General features: G+C 40.0%; 17 protein-coding genes. 7 read left to right on the forward strand and 10 right to left on the reverse strand.

The window, feature by feature from the left end:
- Nucleotides 1-58: 58 nt before the first annotated feature.
- Both PL8927_RS11280 and PL8927_RS11285 read left to right on the forward strand, forming a co-directional pair.
- Nucleotides 59-934, forward strand: coding sequence for a hypothetical protein (locus tag PL8927_RS11280; protein WP_231505986.1), 876 nt, complete (start codon nt 59-61; stop codon nt 932-934).
- Nucleotides 935-978: 44 nt separating this feature from the next.
- Nucleotides 979-1,299, forward strand: a complete 321-nt coding sequence (locus tag PL8927_RS11285) for a zinc ribbon domain-containing protein (protein WP_407947400.1) — start codon at nt 979-981, stop codon at nt 1,297-1,299.
- Between the two features lie 40 nt (nt 1,300-1,339).
- Here PL8927_RS11285 and PL8927_RS11290 read toward each other — a convergent pair whose 3' ends face one another.
- The 4 genes from PL8927_RS11290 to PL8927_RS11305 form a co-directional block, all read right to left on the reverse strand.
- Nucleotides 1,340-1,600 carry a DUF1830 domain-containing protein gene (locus tag PL8927_RS11290; protein WP_083621306.1) on the reverse strand — a complete coding sequence of 87 codons (261 nt, stop codon included), beginning with the start codon at nt 1,598-1,600 and terminating at the stop codon, nt 1,340-1,342.
- Between the two features lie 304 nt (nt 1,601-1,904).
- Nucleotides 1,905-5,153, reverse strand: a complete 3,249-nt coding sequence (locus PL8927_RS11295; protein WP_083621309.1) for an efflux RND transporter permease subunit — start codon at nt 5,151-5,153, stop codon at nt 1,905-1,907.
- A 42-nt stretch (nt 5,154-5,195) separates the two neighbouring features.
- Nucleotides 5,196-6,791 (reverse strand): efflux RND transporter periplasmic adaptor subunit, encoded by a 1,596-nt coding sequence (locus PL8927_RS11300; protein ID WP_083621311.1) that lies wholly within the window; start codon nt 6,789-6,791, stop codon nt 5,196-5,198.
- A 101-nt stretch (nt 6,792-6,892) separates the two neighbouring features.
- On the reverse strand, nt 6,893-7,456 hold the full coding sequence (locus PL8927_RS11305) for a PadR family transcriptional regulator (protein ID WP_083621313.1): 564 nt from the start codon (nt 7,454-7,456) through the stop codon (nt 6,893-6,895).
- A 178-nt stretch (nt 7,457-7,634) separates the two neighbouring features.
- On the opposite strand from PL8927_RS11305, the gene PL8927_RS11310 reads away from it, so the two are divergent.
- The gene (locus tag PL8927_RS11310; protein ID WP_083621968.1) at nt 7,635-8,198 is read left to right on the forward strand and encodes a Crp/Fnr family transcriptional regulator; all 564 of its coding nucleotides are present in this window, start codon (nt 7,635-7,637) and stop codon (nt 8,196-8,198) included.
- A 74-nt stretch (nt 8,199-8,272) separates the two neighbouring features.
- On the opposite strand, the gene PL8927_RS11315 is transcribed toward PL8927_RS11310, so the two are convergent.
- From PL8927_RS11315 to psbH, 6 genes are all read right to left on the reverse strand, one after another.
- Nucleotides 8,273-10,921, reverse strand: coding sequence for a DNA methyltransferase (locus PL8927_RS11315; protein ID WP_083621315.1), 2,649 nt, complete (start codon nt 10,919-10,921; stop codon nt 8,273-8,275).
- Between the two features lie 48 nt (nt 10,922-10,969).
- Nucleotides 10,970-12,346, reverse strand: coding sequence for a radical SAM protein (locus tag PL8927_RS11320; RefSeq protein WP_083621317.1), 1,377 nt, complete (start codon nt 12,344-12,346; stop codon nt 10,970-10,972).
- A gap of 152 nt (nt 12,347-12,498) precedes the next feature.
- Nucleotides 12,499-12,765, reverse strand: coding sequence for a DUF3146 family protein (locus PL8927_RS11325; RefSeq protein WP_083621320.1), 267 nt, complete (start codon nt 12,763-12,765; stop codon nt 12,499-12,501).
- A complete protein-coding gene (gene pth / locus PL8927_RS11330) occupies nt 12,762-13,403 on the reverse strand; it encodes an aminoacyl-tRNA hydrolase (RefSeq protein WP_083621970.1) in 642 nt (213 codons plus the stop codon). The genes PL8927_RS11325 and pth overlap by 4 nt, the downstream gene beginning before the upstream one ends.
- A 65-nt stretch (nt 13,404-13,468) precedes the next feature.
- The gene (locus PL8927_RS11335; RefSeq protein ID WP_083621322.1) at nt 13,469-13,729 is read right to left on the reverse strand and encodes a TatA/E family twin arginine-targeting protein translocase; all 261 of its coding nucleotides are present in this window, start codon (nt 13,727-13,729) and stop codon (nt 13,469-13,471) included.
- A 188-nt stretch (nt 13,730-13,917) separates the two neighbouring features.
- Nucleotides 13,918-14,121, reverse strand: a complete 204-nt coding sequence (gene psbH, locus PL8927_RS11340) for a photosystem II reaction center phosphoprotein PsbH (protein ID WP_083621325.1) — start codon at nt 14,119-14,121, stop codon at nt 13,918-13,920.
- Between the two features lie 233 nt (nt 14,122-14,354).
- On the opposite strand from psbH, the gene psbN reads away from it, so the two are divergent.
- The 4 genes from psbN (at nt 14,355) to PL8927_RS11360 (ending at nt 17,275) form a co-directional block, all read left to right on the forward strand.
- Nucleotides 14,355-14,486, forward strand: coding sequence for a photosystem II reaction center protein PsbN (gene psbN / locus PL8927_RS11345; RefSeq protein WP_083621331.1), 132 nt, complete (start codon nt 14,355-14,357; stop codon nt 14,484-14,486).
- Between the two features lie 143 nt (nt 14,487-14,629).
- A complete protein-coding gene (gene aroC / locus PL8927_RS11350; protein WP_083621333.1) occupies nt 14,630-15,730 on the forward strand; it encodes a chorismate synthase in 1,101 nt (366 codons plus the stop codon).
- 2 nt (nt 15,731-15,732) lie between these two features.
- The gene (locus PL8927_RS11355) at nt 15,733-16,644 is read left to right on the forward strand and encodes an MBL fold metallo-hydrolase (RefSeq protein ID WP_083621335.1); all 912 of its coding nucleotides are present in this window, start codon (nt 15,733-15,735) and stop codon (nt 16,642-16,644) included.
- A gap of 82 nt (nt 16,645-16,726) precedes the next feature.
- Nucleotides 16,727-17,275, forward strand: coding sequence for a DUF3747 domain-containing protein (locus PL8927_RS11360; RefSeq protein WP_083621337.1), 549 nt, complete (start codon nt 16,727-16,729; stop codon nt 17,273-17,275).
- Nucleotides 17,276-17,313 lie beyond the last annotated feature (38 nt).

Here is a 17,313-nt window from a genome sequence, read left to right on the forward strand (position 1 = left end):
ATCGGTTTTCCTTGAAGTTAAACAATGTTCGTCAAGCCCAAAATTTTTGGGCTTAATAATGTTCACAAACGTTAATGGATTTATGTGGAAAAAGCTTTTAATTGTATTCATCTCACTCACCTTTTGTTGGACAACAGTTGCCTGTGGATCTTCAACAACTTCATCTAGGCCCCAACAATCTACTCCGATCACATCGGCTCCAACCAATCAAGTCACAGAGGGTAAATATCCCGTTCAACAAGCTCAATATAACGATGTCGATGGTGAATATACCCTGATGTTATTAAATACTCCTGCGGGTAAATCTGCCACCTATCGCACCACGAATTTACAGATGGCGCAGTTAACAGAGGAACAAATTAAAGCCGGAGAAAAAAGCAACTTAAATATTAATAATGGTCAACCCATTTTTTATTTAACGCCGGATTTCCGTATTGAATATGTTCATAACGTTACCGAAACTCAAACTGACCCCGCCACAGGTCAACCCCAAACCGTTGTCGTCCGTCAAGAATCGAGTTTCTGGACACCCTTTGCGGCTTCTTTGGCTGGAAGTGCCATCGCCAATAGCTTATTTGCCCCTCGTTATTATGTGCCTCCGGTGTATGTATCGGGAAGCCCTTTAATGGGATATGGGGGTTATGGTTCCAACTATAACCAAGCTGTAAACCAATATCGGACTCGTTACAATAGTCCCCCGGCGGCGGTAAAAAATAGTACCACGTTACGCACCACCGGAAATATTCGCAACTCAAATCCGAATTCCTCCGTAAATCGTCGGAATTCGCCCAATTCCACCCGTTCAACGGGTTCCGGCGTTGGAGCAACGGATTTACGTCAGTCCCCGAATAAAGGCTCAACCCAACAACGCAAACCCACTTTCGGGAGTGGTTCCCGCAGTCGTTCTTCCTCTGGAAGTAGAAGACGCCGTTAAAATTGTAGTGAGCCCTTCAGGGCTCCTTCTTTCTTCATTCAATTGTGCTAGAAAAAGATGCCAGTTGGTATTTGTTCCGACAATGGATAGAATATTTTGCAGCTAAATTTAATAAATTAGCAATTCCGGTTGCACCCCATTACACTTCGCAAAAATGTTCTAATTGTGGGGTAATCGTGAAAAAATCTCTATCAACCCGCACCCATGTTTGTAATTGTGGATGTGAGTTACATAGAGATACAAATGCTGCAATTAATATTCTAAATCTTGGTAAACAAGCTAGGGGAGGGCATCCCCGAAGTAACGCTAATGGACTAGAAACCTCTACTCTTCTTGGGGAAACCCTGGTCGCAGCAAGTATCTAGGTTGAAGTTAGAATCGAGCGCGTCTTCAGACCTGAGAGTGTCAATCGGCTTCTTCAACTTTTAAGGAATCACAAGGGATTTTTTCGAGTTCAATTCGGGTCGGATCTCCACTCGAATAAATCTCCAAATCTATATTAGATTCTCCAACAAATAAGCAATATTCCCCCGGAAAAACAACCCGTTCAAAATAACCTCGAACTGTAGTTTCCATCCGTAGAATTTGCAGTTGTTTCGTGAGATTTTTATAACTACATAAAATTTCAGTTTTAATCGACTCGACAGGCAAGTTTACGGTTTGCATGGTGTTTTATTAAAGTTGGGTTTTAAACGACTATTTTGAAATTTCTTAACTTTTCAGCTAAGGGTGAGGGACAGGGGACGAATCACAGACCGGGTTAAAAACCGGGAACGTGATCTATCTTTCAGACGTTAGATAGACTCGTCCTCATGCTTCTATGCAACCCTGATGGCAATGGTTAATCTTGTAATGTTATCAAATCATCATAACTTAACACTTTATGAATTAAGTTATGTTAACTATATTATACACTTATTAACCCGATCGCAACAAGGGAAAAGTTGTCAGAATCATCAACACAATCCCTTTACAAATTTCGAGTTTTATCAGAACTTTGTGAAGATTTTGTGTGGTGATCCCGATGGGAAGTAACAACCTCAACCTTACTGTGACCGTTCTGACTCCCATTTCTATTAGAATTCAATCTATTTTCTGTATTCATCGCCACATTTTCTGAATCTTGGCGTTGAGAATGATCCCCCATCAAACGGGATTGCAAACTGGTCGCAATCACATAAAAAACCGGAATAATATAGAGACTCAGGAAGGTCGAGACAATCATTCCCCCCATCACCGCCATCCCAATCGCCACTCGACTCCCCGCCCCGGCACCTGTGGCAAAAGCCAAAGGCATAACCCCTAAAATGGTCGATAAAGCCGTCATCATAATCGGTCGAAATCGTAATCGACAGGCTTCTAAAGCCGCTTGTTGAATCGATAACCCTTGTTCTCGTAATTGGTTGGCAAATTCCACAATTAAAATTGAGTTTTTAGTCGCTAATCCAATCAACATAATTAACCCAATTCGACTATAGGCATTTAAGTCTAATTGTGCAATCCATAACGCCCCAAATGCTCCTAATAACGACAAAGGAACTGCTAATAAAATAATAATTGGGTCAATATAACTTTCAAATTGGGCGGCTAAGGTGAGGAAAATAAAGATTAAAGCTAGAGCAAAAATAAAATTAGTCGCCTGACCCCCTTCTTTAAATTCTAAAGATTCTCCAGAGTAAGCAGTTCGCATTTCAGGAGGTAAAATTTCTTGGGCTAAATTTTCCAACGCCTTTAACGCTTCTCCTAAACTTACGCCCGATGCTGGACTGCCATCTAAAGTCGCAGACCGAAAGCGATTGAAGTGGCTAATTTGGGGCGGTGTTGTTGCCGTTGAAAGGGTGACTAAATTACTTAAAGCAATCATTTCTCCTTGTTGGGAACGCACATATAATTCTTTTAAATCTTCGGGATTTGCTCGATACTTCTCCTCAGCCCGAACCACAACTTCATAACGTTGATTTCCCTGATTAAAATTGGTAATTTCTTGACCTCCGACTAAAATTTGTAAGGTTCGGGCAATATCCTGTACAGAAACCCCTAAATTTCCCGCTTGGGAACGATCTACAGTAATCGTTAATTCAGGTTTATTCAGTTTTAAATTAGTATCAATATTAACTAACTCAGGTAAATCTCTAGCACGAATTACAAAATCTTGAGAAACTTGCGCGAGTTGTTCTAAATCATTACCTTGTAAAACAAATTGTATCGGTTGACCTTGACTGCCTCCGGGTAATCCTCCTGGATTTGTGGGGAAAACTAAAGCATCGGTAATTGTTGAAAATTTACCTAATAATTGCTTAACAATAGATTGTTGAGATTGTTCTGGTTTGGTTCGTTCAGACCAAGGAATTAAACGGGCAAAAGAGAATCCTGTATTGGCTTGAGATGCTCCTCGGCTAGAACCTGCTATGGCAAAATAACTTTCAACTTCTGGCACTTGACTTAAGATTTTTTCAACCTGCTGAACCACACGATTTGTATAGTTTAAACTCACACCTTCGGGAGCCGTAATTGGGGTAAAGATTCGACCTCGATCTTCAGTGGGTAAAAAGCTTTGGGGTAATTGTAAGAATAACCAAGCTGTTAAGCCTAAAGAAGCAATAAATCCTAAAATTAAGAGGGGTTTAATTCCCATTAATAGTTTTAATGTAAAAGCATAAATAGCAATAATTTTATTCAAGACCCACTCAAATAAATCCAGGGGGAAAGATAGCAGTTTCATTAATCCCTTCGGCTGGGTTTCGTGACGGAGTAAACGGGCAGAAAGCGGAGGTGCTAAGGTTAATGCAACAATACTAGAAAAGACCACCGAACCTGCTAATGTTAAAGCAAATTCATTAAATAATCGTCCCGTTGCTCCCGCAGCAAAGGCAACAGGAACAAATACGGCAATTAAAACAACCGTTGTTGCAATCACGGCAAAAACAACCTCTCCAACGGCGGCATAAGTCGCTGGAAATGGATCTAGCCGTTTTTCTTCCATATAACGGATGATATTTTCTAAGACTACAATCGTATCATCTACGACTAAACCCGTTGCTAATGTTAAGGCAAATAGGGTTAATGTATTAATGGAAAATCCCATAAAAAACATCACACTAAATGCCCCAATTAAAGAAATAGGAATCGTAATCGCGGGAATTAAGGTTGCTCTCCAATTTCGCAGGAATAAAAAGATAATTAAAACCACTAATCCAATTGAAATTAACAAACTAATCCAAACTTCTTCAATGGCAAGTTCTACAAATTCAGAATAATCCACTGCAATTTGATAGCTAACTCCTTCGGGAAAACTTTTTTCTAATTCCGCTAATTTGGCTTTAATCCCATGGGCAACTTCAATTAAATTAGCGTCAGAAAGTTTACTAATCCCTAATGAAACCGCAGGAGTTCCTTTAAAACGGGCAATGACTCGATCATCTTTTGCCCCAATTTCTGCCCGCCCAATCTCTCTAATTTTAATTTGTGAACCATTATCAGTCCGCTTAATAATTAAGTCTTCATAATCTTGGGGAGTTTGCAATCTTCCCAAAGTTCTCACTGGATATTCTGTTTCTTTTCCTTCAACTCGACCACTGGGAATTTCAACGTTTTGTCTTCTTAAGGCTGCTTCTATATCTAAAGCGGTAATTTGACGGGCAGCCATTTTTACGGGATCTAACCATAATCGCATGGCATAACGACGTTCTCCACCGATAAAAATACTATTAACACCATCAACAGTTTCTAAAACATTTTTAATATAAATATCTGCGTAATTACTTAACTCTAAAGGAGATAAAGTTTTAGCAAACAAAGCGATCCATAAAATTCGTTCATCATCTCCCGATCGCTTTTCTACTACAGGTTCATCGACTTCATCAGGTAAGCTTCTCGCCCCTCTAGCCACCCGACTTCTAACTTCTTGGGCGGCGACTTCTAAATCTCGATTTAATTCAAATTGTACAGAAATAGAACTACTTCCTTCTCGACTACTAGAAGTTAATGTTTTAATTCCAGCAATCCCGTTAATTTGTGCTTCTAAAATTTCCGTAACTTCTGTTTCCACAACCTGCGGACTCGCCCCTGGATAACTGGTGCTTACAGTAACAATTGGCGGATCAATTTTAGGGTATTCCTGCACGGGAAGGCGAGTATAACCGACTATTCCTAAAATAATAATCAGCAATGAACAAACCGACGCAAAAACAGGTCTTTTAATAAAAAAATTAGTAAACATAAAATCAGTTATCAGTTATCAGTTATCAGTTATCAAGACTCCTTAACGTTTACCCTTCGGAGTCTGATCTGAATTAGGAGATAAAATATTAATAGCCGCGCCATCGGATAATTTTTGTGTCCCGGAAACAATTAGTTTTTGTCCGGGTTGAAGTCCTTGTAAAATTTCAGCGCGATCGCCTTGAATTAAACCTAATTTAACAGGTTGTCGTTTGGCTGTTAATTTTTCCTGTCCTTCGGCTAGAAATACAAATCGTTGATCCCCTTGAAATTTAACCGCCGTCATTGGAATGACAACAACATTATTTTTTTGTTTCCAAACGACTTCAGCCCGGACAAATTGACCATCTTTAAATAATCTTTGACTATTATCAAAAGTGGCTTTTGCTAAAATCGTTTGAGAGTCTTGATTTACCGATGGAGAAATAAAACTAATCCGTCCTGTCCCTAATATTTTTCCCTGATTATCAACCATTTGCAAAGGTAATCCTAATTTCAAATCCTCCTGACGTTCTAAGGCGATTGGTAAACTCAATTCTAACTGATCATTCGCCGTTAAACGGGTAATGATATCCCCTTTATCTACATAATCTCCGACTTTAATATTCACATCTCCCACCACTCCGGTAAACGGTGCTAAAACGGCTGTTTCTTGTAACTCGACTTCAATACTGCGAACTTGAGCCGCCGCTTCAGCAACCTGTGCTTCCGCCTGTTGAATTTCTTGAATCCGAGTCCCATTTTCTAATTGTCTTAAAGCTTGTTGTTCCTGTTCAACAACCGCCCGACGTAAATTAATTTCTGATAGTCGATTTTTTTGTAATTGTTCTAAACGACGTTGAGCCGCTTGTAAATTTGCCTCAGCACTGGTTTTTCGAGATAATAACGCATCAAATTCATCCTGAGAAATTGCCCCAGATTGGCTTAATTCTTCAAAACGATTCACCCGATTTTCGGCTAATTGAGCTTCGGCTCGAATTGAATCAATTTGAGATGCGGCTTCATTAATTTCTGCTAAAAAACTACCGGATTCAGCATCGGCTAATCCTGCTTTTGCTTGGGCTAATTTCGCCCGCCCTTGAGCAATTTCTTCAGGACGACTTCCGGCTTGTAATTCTGCTAACCGAGCTTGAGCGCGAAGTAAATTAGCTTTGGTTTGGGTTAAACTTGCTTCTACATTATCACTTTTTAGCCGTGCGATCGCATCTCCAGCTTGAAGTATTTGCCCGGATTCTACTAAAATTTGGGTAATTCGACCTTCAATTTCCGGCTTAATATTCACCACCTGTTTTGCTTCTAATGTTCCCACAAATTCAGAGGTTTCTTCAATATTAAAAGTTTCTACCGCCGCAATTCTAACTGCATTTCCTTTCGGTCGATCCGATCTTTCTGCTGCTGGGCTTTCCCCATTCTTAGCAGTAGATTGCCACCATTGTCCCCCGAAAAAACCAATGCCTAATGTTATTAAAATAATGAGGAGCATTTTTAACCATCCTGTTTGAGAAATTGCAGGTTCTAGGGTGGTTTTTGGGGGTAAAAATTGAGGGTGGAGATCAGTTTTATTCGGATAAAACTCTGGCTCAACCCACTCTTGATCCTGCTCTTTCACGGTAGATTTTTGGGATTGCAAATCAGACATTGTTCAGCAAAAGTTTAAGATTATTTTTCACGGAGCAGAATAATGAGAAGATCAAGGTCAACTCAGAATTTTGCTCTAAGGTTACAAGATATTCAACTCACCTAACCTCTTTCGGAGGAGAGAAGTGGAGAGGAAGAAGCGGGATGGTACAAGTTTTCTTTTTCTAAACATTCATATAGCCAATCCATTTCTGATCTCAACATAATTTTTGCCCGTTCCCAAGTTGCAGATTGGAAAGAATCAGTCACTAGAGTTCCCATTTCTTGACTATCTAAGTAGGCTTGGCGTTGATGACAAACCCTTAAACGATTTTCAATTAATTGCACTCGTTCTGAAGATTCTAAATCGGCAAAAAAGAAATATTTGACTAAAAATCGAGCGCGACTTTTAACCCAGCTTTCTTGCGGATGTTCTAACATTTTTTCTCGCCAACGAGCGCGTCCGCTAGGAGTAATCGCATAAATTCTGCGACTAGCGCCTGCATCCCCAGACTCTTCTAGCAATACCTGGATGTGATCCCGTTCTTCTAAACGTTTAAGTAAGGGGTAAATTGCTCCATAGTTCACACTCATACAACTACTGAGAAACAACTCTAGTCGCTGTTTTAGTCGGTAGCCATGTAAGGGTTCTCGCTGTAATAGTCCCAGGGCAGATAACTCTAACATTATATCAAGTTGATAGTTTATTAAATTACTTTTATTGTAGTCGATTGATTTTTAGTCAATGAGGTTGTCGTTTCTTCCCCTCGTCTTTTCTAGCAATATTAGAGAAGTTTAACCCAGACTGAAACGGAATTTAACCTCAAACCTTTAAAGTGGGCGTAAACATTCAATTATGCTTCCTGTGAGTATTTCAACCCTTGTTAGTGTTCCATTAGCTGCCAAATTACGCACCTTTAACCCCCGTGAACAAATTCCCCTTTGGTCTAATGCCTTGTGGATAATTGAACGGGGTGTTGTTCGCACCCTCACCTGGACAGAAGACGGAACCTTAATTAGTTTAGGATATTGGGGACACAACGATGTGATCGGTAAACCCTTAACCCAACTGGAAGCTTATCAAATTGAATCTGTCACCTCCGTTGAAGTCAGTCTCATCCCTTCAGCAGATTGGTCAAATTATACGGATGCAATTTTAACCCATCTTCGCCAAACGGAAGAACTGCAAAGCATTCTCCATACCCAACGCACAGAACAACGTTTATTTAATTGTTTAAAATGGCTGGCGAAAAAATTTGGTCGGTTGACACCGGAAGGATTATTGATAGATTTACGTCTAACCCATGCTGATATTTCTGATGTCATTGGTACAACAAGAGTGAGTGTCACTCGCATGATGATTAAACTTGAACAAGATGGATTAATTCAACGTCCGGGTCGTCATTGTATTATTTTAAATCAGCTATGATAGCGATTAAATTAATAATATGCCCTTGATGGTTGATATCTACTTAGGTGCTTCCCTTCTTCCCAGAGGTTTTTCTATTCCTCTATCAATATTCCATCAAAATCTGTCAGTGAATCCTCTTCAAGTTCAATTTCATCAACTGCATTATCAGTTAACCCTAGTTCCTTTTTAGCAAATACACGCCTGGCGCGGCGATCAAGAATCTTGATAATATTAGTTCGATTTTCTTTGATCGCCTCAATATCCTCTTTTTGAATCAACACCATATAGTAACGGGATACTTCCATCATCCGATAAGCGTACTGGAAAGCATCTCTAGTAAACTCTCCAGTTGTTACAATCATCACCACATCAGCACCCGTTACAAACGTCATCCCGACTTCTTTCGCTAATACCTCAACATCGACTCGTTTAGTGTTTTTACACTGAATTTGCCAACGGTGATAAACAAAGCGATCTGATGCAGCTAAAACATCTACTTCCCCTTGTCCCGTTTCATAGTCCCGTTTCCGCCATTTTGTAAATCGAAGACTTGTTAAACGAATCATCCAAATGGCTAACAATTCTAGGGCTTTGCCTTTAATATGTTTATCTGAATGCTCTAAATCATTAACAACATCTTCAAAACTTCGATTGAGTTCGGTTTGGGAAATTTCCGTCATATCTGCAATCGATTCTAACAGTTTAGACAGTAATTCTCGTTGTGCTTTTTCCGTCAGTTTAACCAGATTAGGTTTAGCACCACGTCCGCCCGTCGTTTTTTCAGTTTCAATCAAACCTACTTCTACTAACGGCTGAATAATATCTTTAACAAATGACTTTGAAGGAAACCGTACTTTATAAACACTTACCGCATAATTAGCAATATCATTCCATTTGGTTAGTTCTATAATACTCATTTGGAGCATTGCTAATAGAAAATATTTTTGCTCTGAGGTAAGGGTGTAAATTTCATCAATATAGTCTTTATCAAGTTCTAGGATGTCATAAACTCGATCCCAATTAATTTCGTAAGTTTTTTCAAATACTCCTGCCTTTTCCAACCATTGCCGCATCGTGCTAACATAGATAGCATTGGGAGAAAGAGAATACCCCATTTCTTGCAATTCATAACCAATTAGATCTAATTTAGGTTTATCGCCTCTACTATTAATTGCTTCCACCGCTTTTAACAAAGACATTCCCGTTAAGTTAGTCAGAATATGACGGGCAAAAATTATAGCGACTTCATCACTATCGCTCTGAGAATCTAATATTTCATTAGCAATATCTGTTACTGTGTATTGCCAATCCTGATCATTAATTGATTCAACCAATTTGTAAGCACGAAGGGAAAGGAATGTATTCATTGCAAGTTTGCTACGATTTTCCCCTTTTTGTAAATCATTTTGTGTTGAGTGACTAGAATAATAACGCTTGGCAATTTCATCCTGTAAAACACGGCGATCAGGTTGACAATCTACACAGAGTTGTATCAGTTCCGGTAAATTCATCGTTTTAGGTTCAAACTGATGTCCATAAGTAAATTTCAGTTTTTGTTCTGGCATATTATTACTATGGGGTTGAAATAAGTCTAATTGGATATAAGTATTTTGAGGCTCAATTGTAGATGATTTCTCAAGATAATCAGGGGCTAAAGTTAGTGCTTTTGCTTTCAGTGCTTTTCTGTCTTTTAATGGAGTAACCACCAAGGGCGCATCTTCTTCAAATCGAAACTGTGATGCTTTAATATAATTTTCATCTAATTCAAAGGCTAACCAACGACGTTCAAGGGTTTCAGCCACTCGTCCGGTCATGTTTGAACCCGCAAAGGGATCGAGAACTAAATCACCAGGTTCAGTACAAAGTCCGATAACAAATTCAGGTAATGCTTGAGGAAATCGGGCTGGATGAGCTTTAACTCCTTCTTCTTTACAGCGTCTCTGATAGTAATCATTAGATGCAGTATTAGAAGCAGAAATAATATTGACAGGCTGCGCTAAATCATTCTCTAAAATCCAATTAAATTCTCCTAATATGGGTTTTCCAATCAATGTACCTGATTCACACGCAGGATCAGCAATAATATTAGGAGGAATAGCACCACCGCGATCATTCTGAAACTTAGTAGAAATATCATGTCCAGACGGGCGTAATTTTGCATCATAGCCATTTTTTAATAGATTTTTCATCGCCTCACTGTAAGGCCGTAAAACTCTTTTATTATTGGCTTTAGGGTGAGGATCTTTTGATAACCACCAAATTGTATTGACAGCATCTTTAACTCTTTCTCTCCGCACCGTCACCCACTCCGCAGGTGTAGGAAGTTTCGCTGGGTTATACCAAAAAAGCTCTTGAGCGAGAAAAAAACCTAAACCCCCTTCTGATTTGGGTTTGCAAAGCTCTATTACTAACTCAAAATGATACAGCGATCGCACAGGAAAACCTTTAAGCCAAGTTCCTCCAATATCGATCACTAGCGACCCTTGAGGCTTGAGAATCCGATAAAATTCACGAGCAAATTTCTTGAACCATTCGACGTATTGATGAGCATCTACATTACCATATTCTTTCTTTCTAACTAAGGCAAAAGGTGGGGAAGTACAAATCAGATCGATACTTTCATCAGGCAATTCAGTCATCAGTTCTAAGCTATTACCTAAATAGGCAGAACCTAGCTGAGTTTTGTAGTAAGGATTAGAGCTAATTTTGCTGTCAATATCAAACTTATAAATACTTTGCACAATTTCACTTTCCTATAATTATCCAGAGATAAAAAGTAACGCCTTTTATCAGCGCGTTATAAATTTTTGCAAATATCTTAAACAATAAACAACATCAGGATGGTTGCGGATGCTTCTCATCGGTGACGTGATTTTCCATGATAGGCTATTTTCTCTCCTCTCAATGAGTTGAGCTTGTTGTTGAATCTCCTGAACTTGCTGCTGGATCACGGCATTTTGGGCTTGTAATTTTGATCGCATGGCTTGATTAAAAAGAAAATTGATCGTATGCAATTTTGATATTTTATGTTCTCCACAATGTTTGCTGAAGCGTTCATGAACATCAACTAATTCATAAATAGCTTCTTGATAAGCTTCAGGAATAAGAGTCTCTTTTGTATTATAACGAAAGCGGCGAAAGAGCATCATGACACTATATTGTAAACAATCCTCTGCTTTTTCATATTCTTGCTGATCACACCAATTTCTCGCCTCATCTATGCTTTGCCGAATACTCTGAAGATCTACCAAATAGTTCCATACAGAGACAGTTACTCCATTATCAATCATGGGAATTTGTTCTGCATCAAATATTCGTGATGATTTCGGGCCTAATTGGGTAATTACAAATACTAAATCCGTTACTCCAGCCTCTTTTGCTAATTCTTGAGCACGTCGCAATTGCTCAGGAGTATCATTATGAGAAAATAAAATATACTTCCAAATTGTTTTAATCGGTTTCTGTTGCTGACGAGCATCACTCGCAAAATCTTTCATAAATTTAAAGGCTTTTTGGAAGTCTCCATTCTGACGATAAGGGACATAGGAGGGCTGATCAATTCCATCAATAGCAAAGATGATCTCATCCAGTCCAGAAGATACATATTCTGGCTGATAAAAACCATGAGCGTTAGTACACATTGTGATTTTTGTCGTTGGAAACAACTGTTTAGCCAGTTGAATCATTTGGCAAAGATTCTTATTTAATAAAGGTTCACCGTGTCCTTGAAAATCAATTGTCTGAATGTGGATATGCTGGCGTTGTAGGTCGCACAGAATTTTTTCCAATACGGTAATATCCAGGTCATAGGGAGGCGATATTCGGGTTTTTCGTTCCCCTGGAGTCATGCAACCGGGACATACCAGGGTACACCGAATGGTCGGCTCGACCTGGAAGACAAGGATTTCTTTATTCTCAGAAAAGGAGGAGTTGTATTGCAGATGTTTGGCGAGACAATAACATTGGGTACAAAACTCAGGAAACGGCATTTCATTCTGAGAGAGTTTATTTCTGATCTGTTGAAAAGTCTTCCCCAGATAAACATCTTGCCCATAATCAAGAACGGTTTCAAAGGGTTGTAGAGTTAATAAACTGCCATAATCGTCCCAACAGGCTAATGAGCCATTCGCTCGCAAAAAGATACTATGGTTTGAATTACAATCCATTATTTTTTCCCTAATTTACTATCTCTCTAAGGATTAAATATAGCAAAAGTTTGGGTATATTCAACCTCTAGGGAACAATAAAGAGAAACTTTTGGTATATATATGTTCTTAATTATTCAATTTTTGGGGTACAGAAAACAGTTTTACCTAACCTAAAATTGAGCGCGAATTGTAAAGGAATAATCGCCACCAGGTTCTAATTGATAATCATACTTTTCTAAAAACCGTCCCAAGGGTTCTTGAATTAATGCTCGTCCTTGGGACGGTTGAATTGTGAGTTTTTTGGTGTGTCGAAATCGCCATTGAAATCGCCACTCATAATCACCAGCACTGACTTCTCCTTCGAGAAGACCCTGTTGCCAAGATTGTCGCGTAATTCTAACATACGCTGTTGTTTCAGGTAAACTTTGAGAACTCACTCTGTAGGATCAACAAAACTACGATTATTGTACAGACTCATTGCTTTTTCGACACCTTGATGCAAACTCAAATCAATTGCTTCTCCCACCCATTTTAGAACTTGTTCCATAACTTGCATTTCCGTTAAGGAAAATTTTCCCAGAACGTAAGAAACCGTTTCCCGCTCACTGGTGACAGAAGTTGACTTGGGTTTACCAATTCCAATTCGCAACCGAGGAAAATTTTGAGTTCCTAAATGGGAAATAGTAGATTTCATTCCATTATGACCTCCGGCGGAACCGGACAGCCGCAGCCGCAACCGTCCTAATGGTAAATCCATATCATCATAAATGATTAATACCGAAGTTGGAGGTAGTTTATACCAATCAACGACAGCACGAATGGCTTGTCCTGATAAGTTCATATAGGTCAGTGGCTTTAACAAGCGAATTTTCTCTCCAGAGGATGTTACTCCTTCGCCGAATTTTCCTTTAAATTTGCGATTTTCTGAAATTGGAATTCGCCAAGCTGTTGCTAAAGCATCAATAGCCTCAAAACCAATATTGTGTCGGGTTTGATTATATTTAGCTTCGGGATTTCCTAAACCTACAATTAATTGCGGAACAATTAATGTCTTAGCAGGCGTAACCTCCATCATGATCATCGTTGATATCACTTAATAACATTCATTCTGAAGTATAGCCCTTTGATTCTCGTTAAGCATTAATCAATCGAGTTAATTTGTTCCTCTTTTGGGCGGGATGCTACCGTTGAGTTATTTTCAGGCTTGATTTTGGTCGTTTCTTCTAACTGTTGGGCTTCCCGTTTAAATTCATTCTCAAACTCTCTGGAAGCTTGTTGAAAGCCTTTGAGAGCTTTTCCCAAACTACTGCCAATTTCCGGTAATTTTTTAGGGCCGAAAATCAACAGAGCCAAAACCAAAATCACAGCCATTTCGGGTAAACCAATTCCAAATATATTCACTAAAATACTCTCCTAAGTTCTAAAAAAATAACCCTTATACATTATAAATAGAAAATCGTGAACTGTGCTTTTCAACTCTCAACAAGTAGAAATACAGAATTTAGGTTGATGATTTTTAATAAAAATACTTCAAACCTATCTCCTAAATCCCTGGTCACAGTTCACGATCAACCGGATTTTAAACTTGATTAGCGGGTTAAATTAGCCCAGTTCACATCCACATTTTCAAGTAGCAGTGAGGAGTTATAAATCTGTAAAATAATTAACAGAAACACGAAAAACAGCCCCATAAACACTGCCATTACAGGAGTTGTTCCCCAACCTGGAGAAACTTTACCATACTCAGAATTTAAAGGTCTTAGTACATCTCCTAACCAAGTCCGTTGTGCCATAGTTCACCTAAATTTTTTACATCAACAAAATTTTATCTGGATTTTGGACACTCTCACAGCTTCAAGCGAGGGAAGACATGAGAGGCTTAGGCTAATGTTACCCGATTTAGGTGTCCCAATTTCGGATTAAACACGATATCTCGGCTCCAGCACCAAAACAATTGGCTTAAATTGTCTTAAGTTTTGTGAGTATTTTATTATAGAAGCACACGAATAACAAGGAATTAATCATAATGGAACCCGCATTAGCTCTTAGCATTTCCATTGCTGCGGTTGTGATCGCCCTGACAGGATATGCGATCTACACAGCTTTCGGCCCTACTTCTACTGACCTGCGCGACCCCTTTGAAGAACACGAAGACTAATATTAGGATGTGTGGAACAGGCATCTTGCCTGTTCAGTGGAGTGTCGGGGAAGAAGATAAAAGGAAGAGCAGGGTTAAGTTTTAAGATTTTAATCGGGTTTCTAAGTTAAAATAAACAGTTTGGCAGCATAAATACGACCATTATGGGCAACACATTTGGGCATTTGTTTCGGATCACGACCTTTGGAGAATCTCACGGTGGGGCGGTGGGAGTTGTCATCGATGGTTGCCCTCCCCGATTAAAAATTAATATTACAGATATTCAGACTGAATTAGATCGGCGTCGCCCTGGACAAAGCAAAATTACCACTCCTCGCAAAGAAACCGATACCTGTGACATTCTTAGTGGAGTCTTTGAGGGGCAAACCTTGGGAACCCCGATTATGATTATGGTGCGAAACCAAGATACTCGCCCCCAAGATTATAGTGATATGGCACTCAAATATCGCCCATCCCATGCCGATGCCACTTATGATGCTAAATATGGGATTAGAAATTGGCAAGGAGGAGGACGTTCCTCGGCGCGAGAAACCATTGGACGAGTCGCAGCCGGGGCGATCGCTAAAAAAATCCTTAAACAATTCGCTGGGGTGGAAATTATTGGGTATGTTAAACGGATTCAAGATTTAGAAGGTATCGTTGATCCCAATAGTGTCACATTAGAACAAGTTGAAAGTAATATTGTGCGCTGTCCCGATGACGATTGTGCCGAAAAAATGATAGAACGGATTGAACAAGTTCGGGATCAAGGAGACTCTATTGGTGGCGTGGTGGAATGTGTCGCTCGAAATGTTCCTCAAGGGCTCGGATCTCCGGTCTTTGATAAACTAGAGGCAGATCTTGCCAAAGGGGTCATGTCCTTACCCGCCAGTAAAGGGTTTGAAATTGGCTCCGGCTTTGCGGGAACGCTCCTCAAGGGGAGTGAGCATAACGATGAATTTTATAGTGATCCGACGGGTAAAATCCGAACGGTCACAAATCGATCGGGTGGAATTCAGGGTGGCATTTCCAACGGAGAAAACATTATTATCCGAGTAGCATTTAAGCCAACTGCTACAATTCGGAAAGAACAACGTACTGTTACCCATGAGGGAGAAGAAACGTTGTTAGCGGCGAAAGGACGGCATGACCCCTGTGTTTTACCCAGGGCGGTGCCAATGGTAGAAGCGATGGTTGCCCTTGTCCTGTGCGATCATTTGCTGCGTCATCATGGTCAGTGTGGAACTTTGAAGCCTGAAGAATAAAAATGGAAAGCAGCCTATCGTCTGTTGGGGTCATTCCTCAGAAGCACTCTAACTTATCCGATCCCAACTCCAACCCAGAAGATTTTGTTGTACAGTTCTGGGGGGTTCGCGGGAGTATTCCCACCCCCGGAAAAGAAACTATTCGTTATGGGGGAAATACCTCTTGTTTGGAAATGCGAGTAGCGGGTAAACGCCTAATTTTTGACGGCGGCACTGGCTTACGAGTCTTAGGAGATCAGTTACTCCAAGAAATACCTGTGGAAGCGTATATGTTTTTTACGCACTACCATTGGGATCATATTCAAGGATTTCCCCTATTTACCCCAGCATTTATGCAGGGAAATTGTTTTCATATTTATGGAGCAATTCCACCGGATGGGGACTCGATGAAACAGCATTTTATCGAACGAATTTTACACCCGAATTCTCCAGTTCCCCTCAAAGGAATTCAAGCCGATTTGAGATTTTATACTCTGAAGCCTGGAGATTCGATGATGTTGGATGATATTCTGATTGAAACTGGACAACTCAACCATCCGAATACGGCAATGGGTTATCGGATTACCTGGAAGGGACGCACGGCGGTTTATTGTTCTGATACCGAACATTTGCCCGATGGCTTGGATGAAAATGTCTTAAATCTGTCTCAGAATGCCGATGTCTTGATTTACGATGCCATGTACAGCGATGAGGAGTATCATAATCCTAAATCTCCTAAAATTGGTTGGGGACATTCTACTTGGCAAGAAGCCGTGAAAATGGCCGAAGCTGCTGGAGTCAAGCGAGTGGTGATTTTCCATCATGATCCTTCCCACAGCGATGATTTTCTCGATCAGGTAGAACAGGATGTTCAAGCGGTATTTCCCAAGGCAATTATGGCACGGGAAGGGTTAGTCGTTCCTGTTGGATTTTAGGGAATCGTAATACTCTTAGCGACAACAACCAGAGTATTATGAGTAGGTAAAGTTTAGAAGACATTAGACGGTGCAGATCCAGATGAAACTAGCACTGAAGCAAACGATCGCAGTATTGATTATCGGGATATCAGTCCTGAGTCTTCCCTTGAATGCGATCGCCGTTGATTTTGACCAAAAGGAAGTGGATCAAGATCGATTTGTCGCTATTGCTGTGCCTCGCGCCTTTGGACATACTTTAGTTGTTGTCGAACAAGTCTCTGATAGTCGCCCTTGTTGGAGTGAAAGTGGCAGTCAGCCGATTATTGTTGATCCGTTACTGCTTAATTTTGATTTTACAGGGATTTGTGGACGGGCAACGGATAGTAACGGTTATTCCGTGAGAATGGCGGGAAAAGATTTAGCCCTCTCCCATGGGCTGAGTGTTCAAAGTACACCCAATGATATTTTGCTCGTCGCTCAGTCCCGCGCAGATGTGTACGCTCCACCGATTATTATTGGTAGAAGTTATGGATTTACGAATGGTTTTGCCAAAATTATGTTAGAACCGGGTTGGCGGTTGACGAAACGGGTTTATCAAGGCAAAACATTAGGTCATATTTATTTTACAAGCGATTCTCCAGCCTTTTAGATAGGTTAAAATAGAATTACTTTAACACTGGGTTAATA

This window comes from Planktothrix serta PCC 8927 (genome assembly GCF_900010725.2).
Taxonomy (GTDB): domain Bacteria; phylum Cyanobacteriota; class Cyanobacteriia; order Cyanobacteriales; family Microcoleaceae; genus Planktothrix; species Planktothrix serta.

Coding starts and splice junctions, on each gene's coding strand:
- pth (WP_083621970.1), bottom strand. CDS start 13,403: ATGATGGAGGTTACGCCTGCTAAGACATTAATTGTTCCGCAATTAATT.
- psbH (WP_083621325.1), bottom strand. CDS start 14,121: ATGGCACAACGGACTTGGTTAGGAGATGTACTAAGACCTTTAAATTCT.
- psbN (WP_083621331.1), top strand. CDS start 14,355: ATGGAACCCGCATTAGCTCTTAGCATTTCCATTGCTGCGGTTGTGATC.
- PL8927_RS11295 (WP_083621309.1), bottom strand. CDS start 5,153: ATGTTTACTAATTTTTTTATTAAAAGACCTGTTTTTGCGTCGGTTTGT.
- PL8927_RS11320 (WP_083621317.1), bottom strand. CDS start 12,346: ATGGATTGTAATTCAAACCATAGTATCTTTTTGCGAGCGAATGGCTCA.
- PL8927_RS11290 (WP_083621306.1), bottom strand. CDS start 1,600: ATGCAAACCGTAAACTTGCCTGTCGAGTCGATTAAAACTGAAATTTTA.
- PL8927_RS11280 (WP_231505986.1), top strand. CDS start 59: ATGTTCACAAACGTTAATGGATTTATGTGGAAAAAGCTTTTAATTGTA.
- PL8927_RS11300 (WP_083621311.1), bottom strand. CDS start 6,791: ATGTCTGATTTGCAATCCCAAAAATCTACCGTGAAAGAGCAGGATCAA.
- PL8927_RS11305 (WP_083621313.1), bottom strand. CDS start 7,456: ATGTTAGAGTTATCTGCCCTGGGACTATTACAGCGAGAACCCTTACAT.
- PL8927_RS11360 (WP_083621337.1), top strand. CDS start 16,727: ATGAAACTAGCACTGAAGCAAACGATCGCAGTATTGATTATCGGGATA.
- PL8927_RS11355 (WP_083621335.1), top strand. CDS start 15,733: ATGGAAAGCAGCCTATCGTCTGTTGGGGTCATTCCTCAGAAGCACTCT.
- aroC (WP_083621333.1), top strand. CDS start 14,630: ATGGGCAACACATTTGGGCATTTGTTTCGGATCACGACCTTTGGAGAA.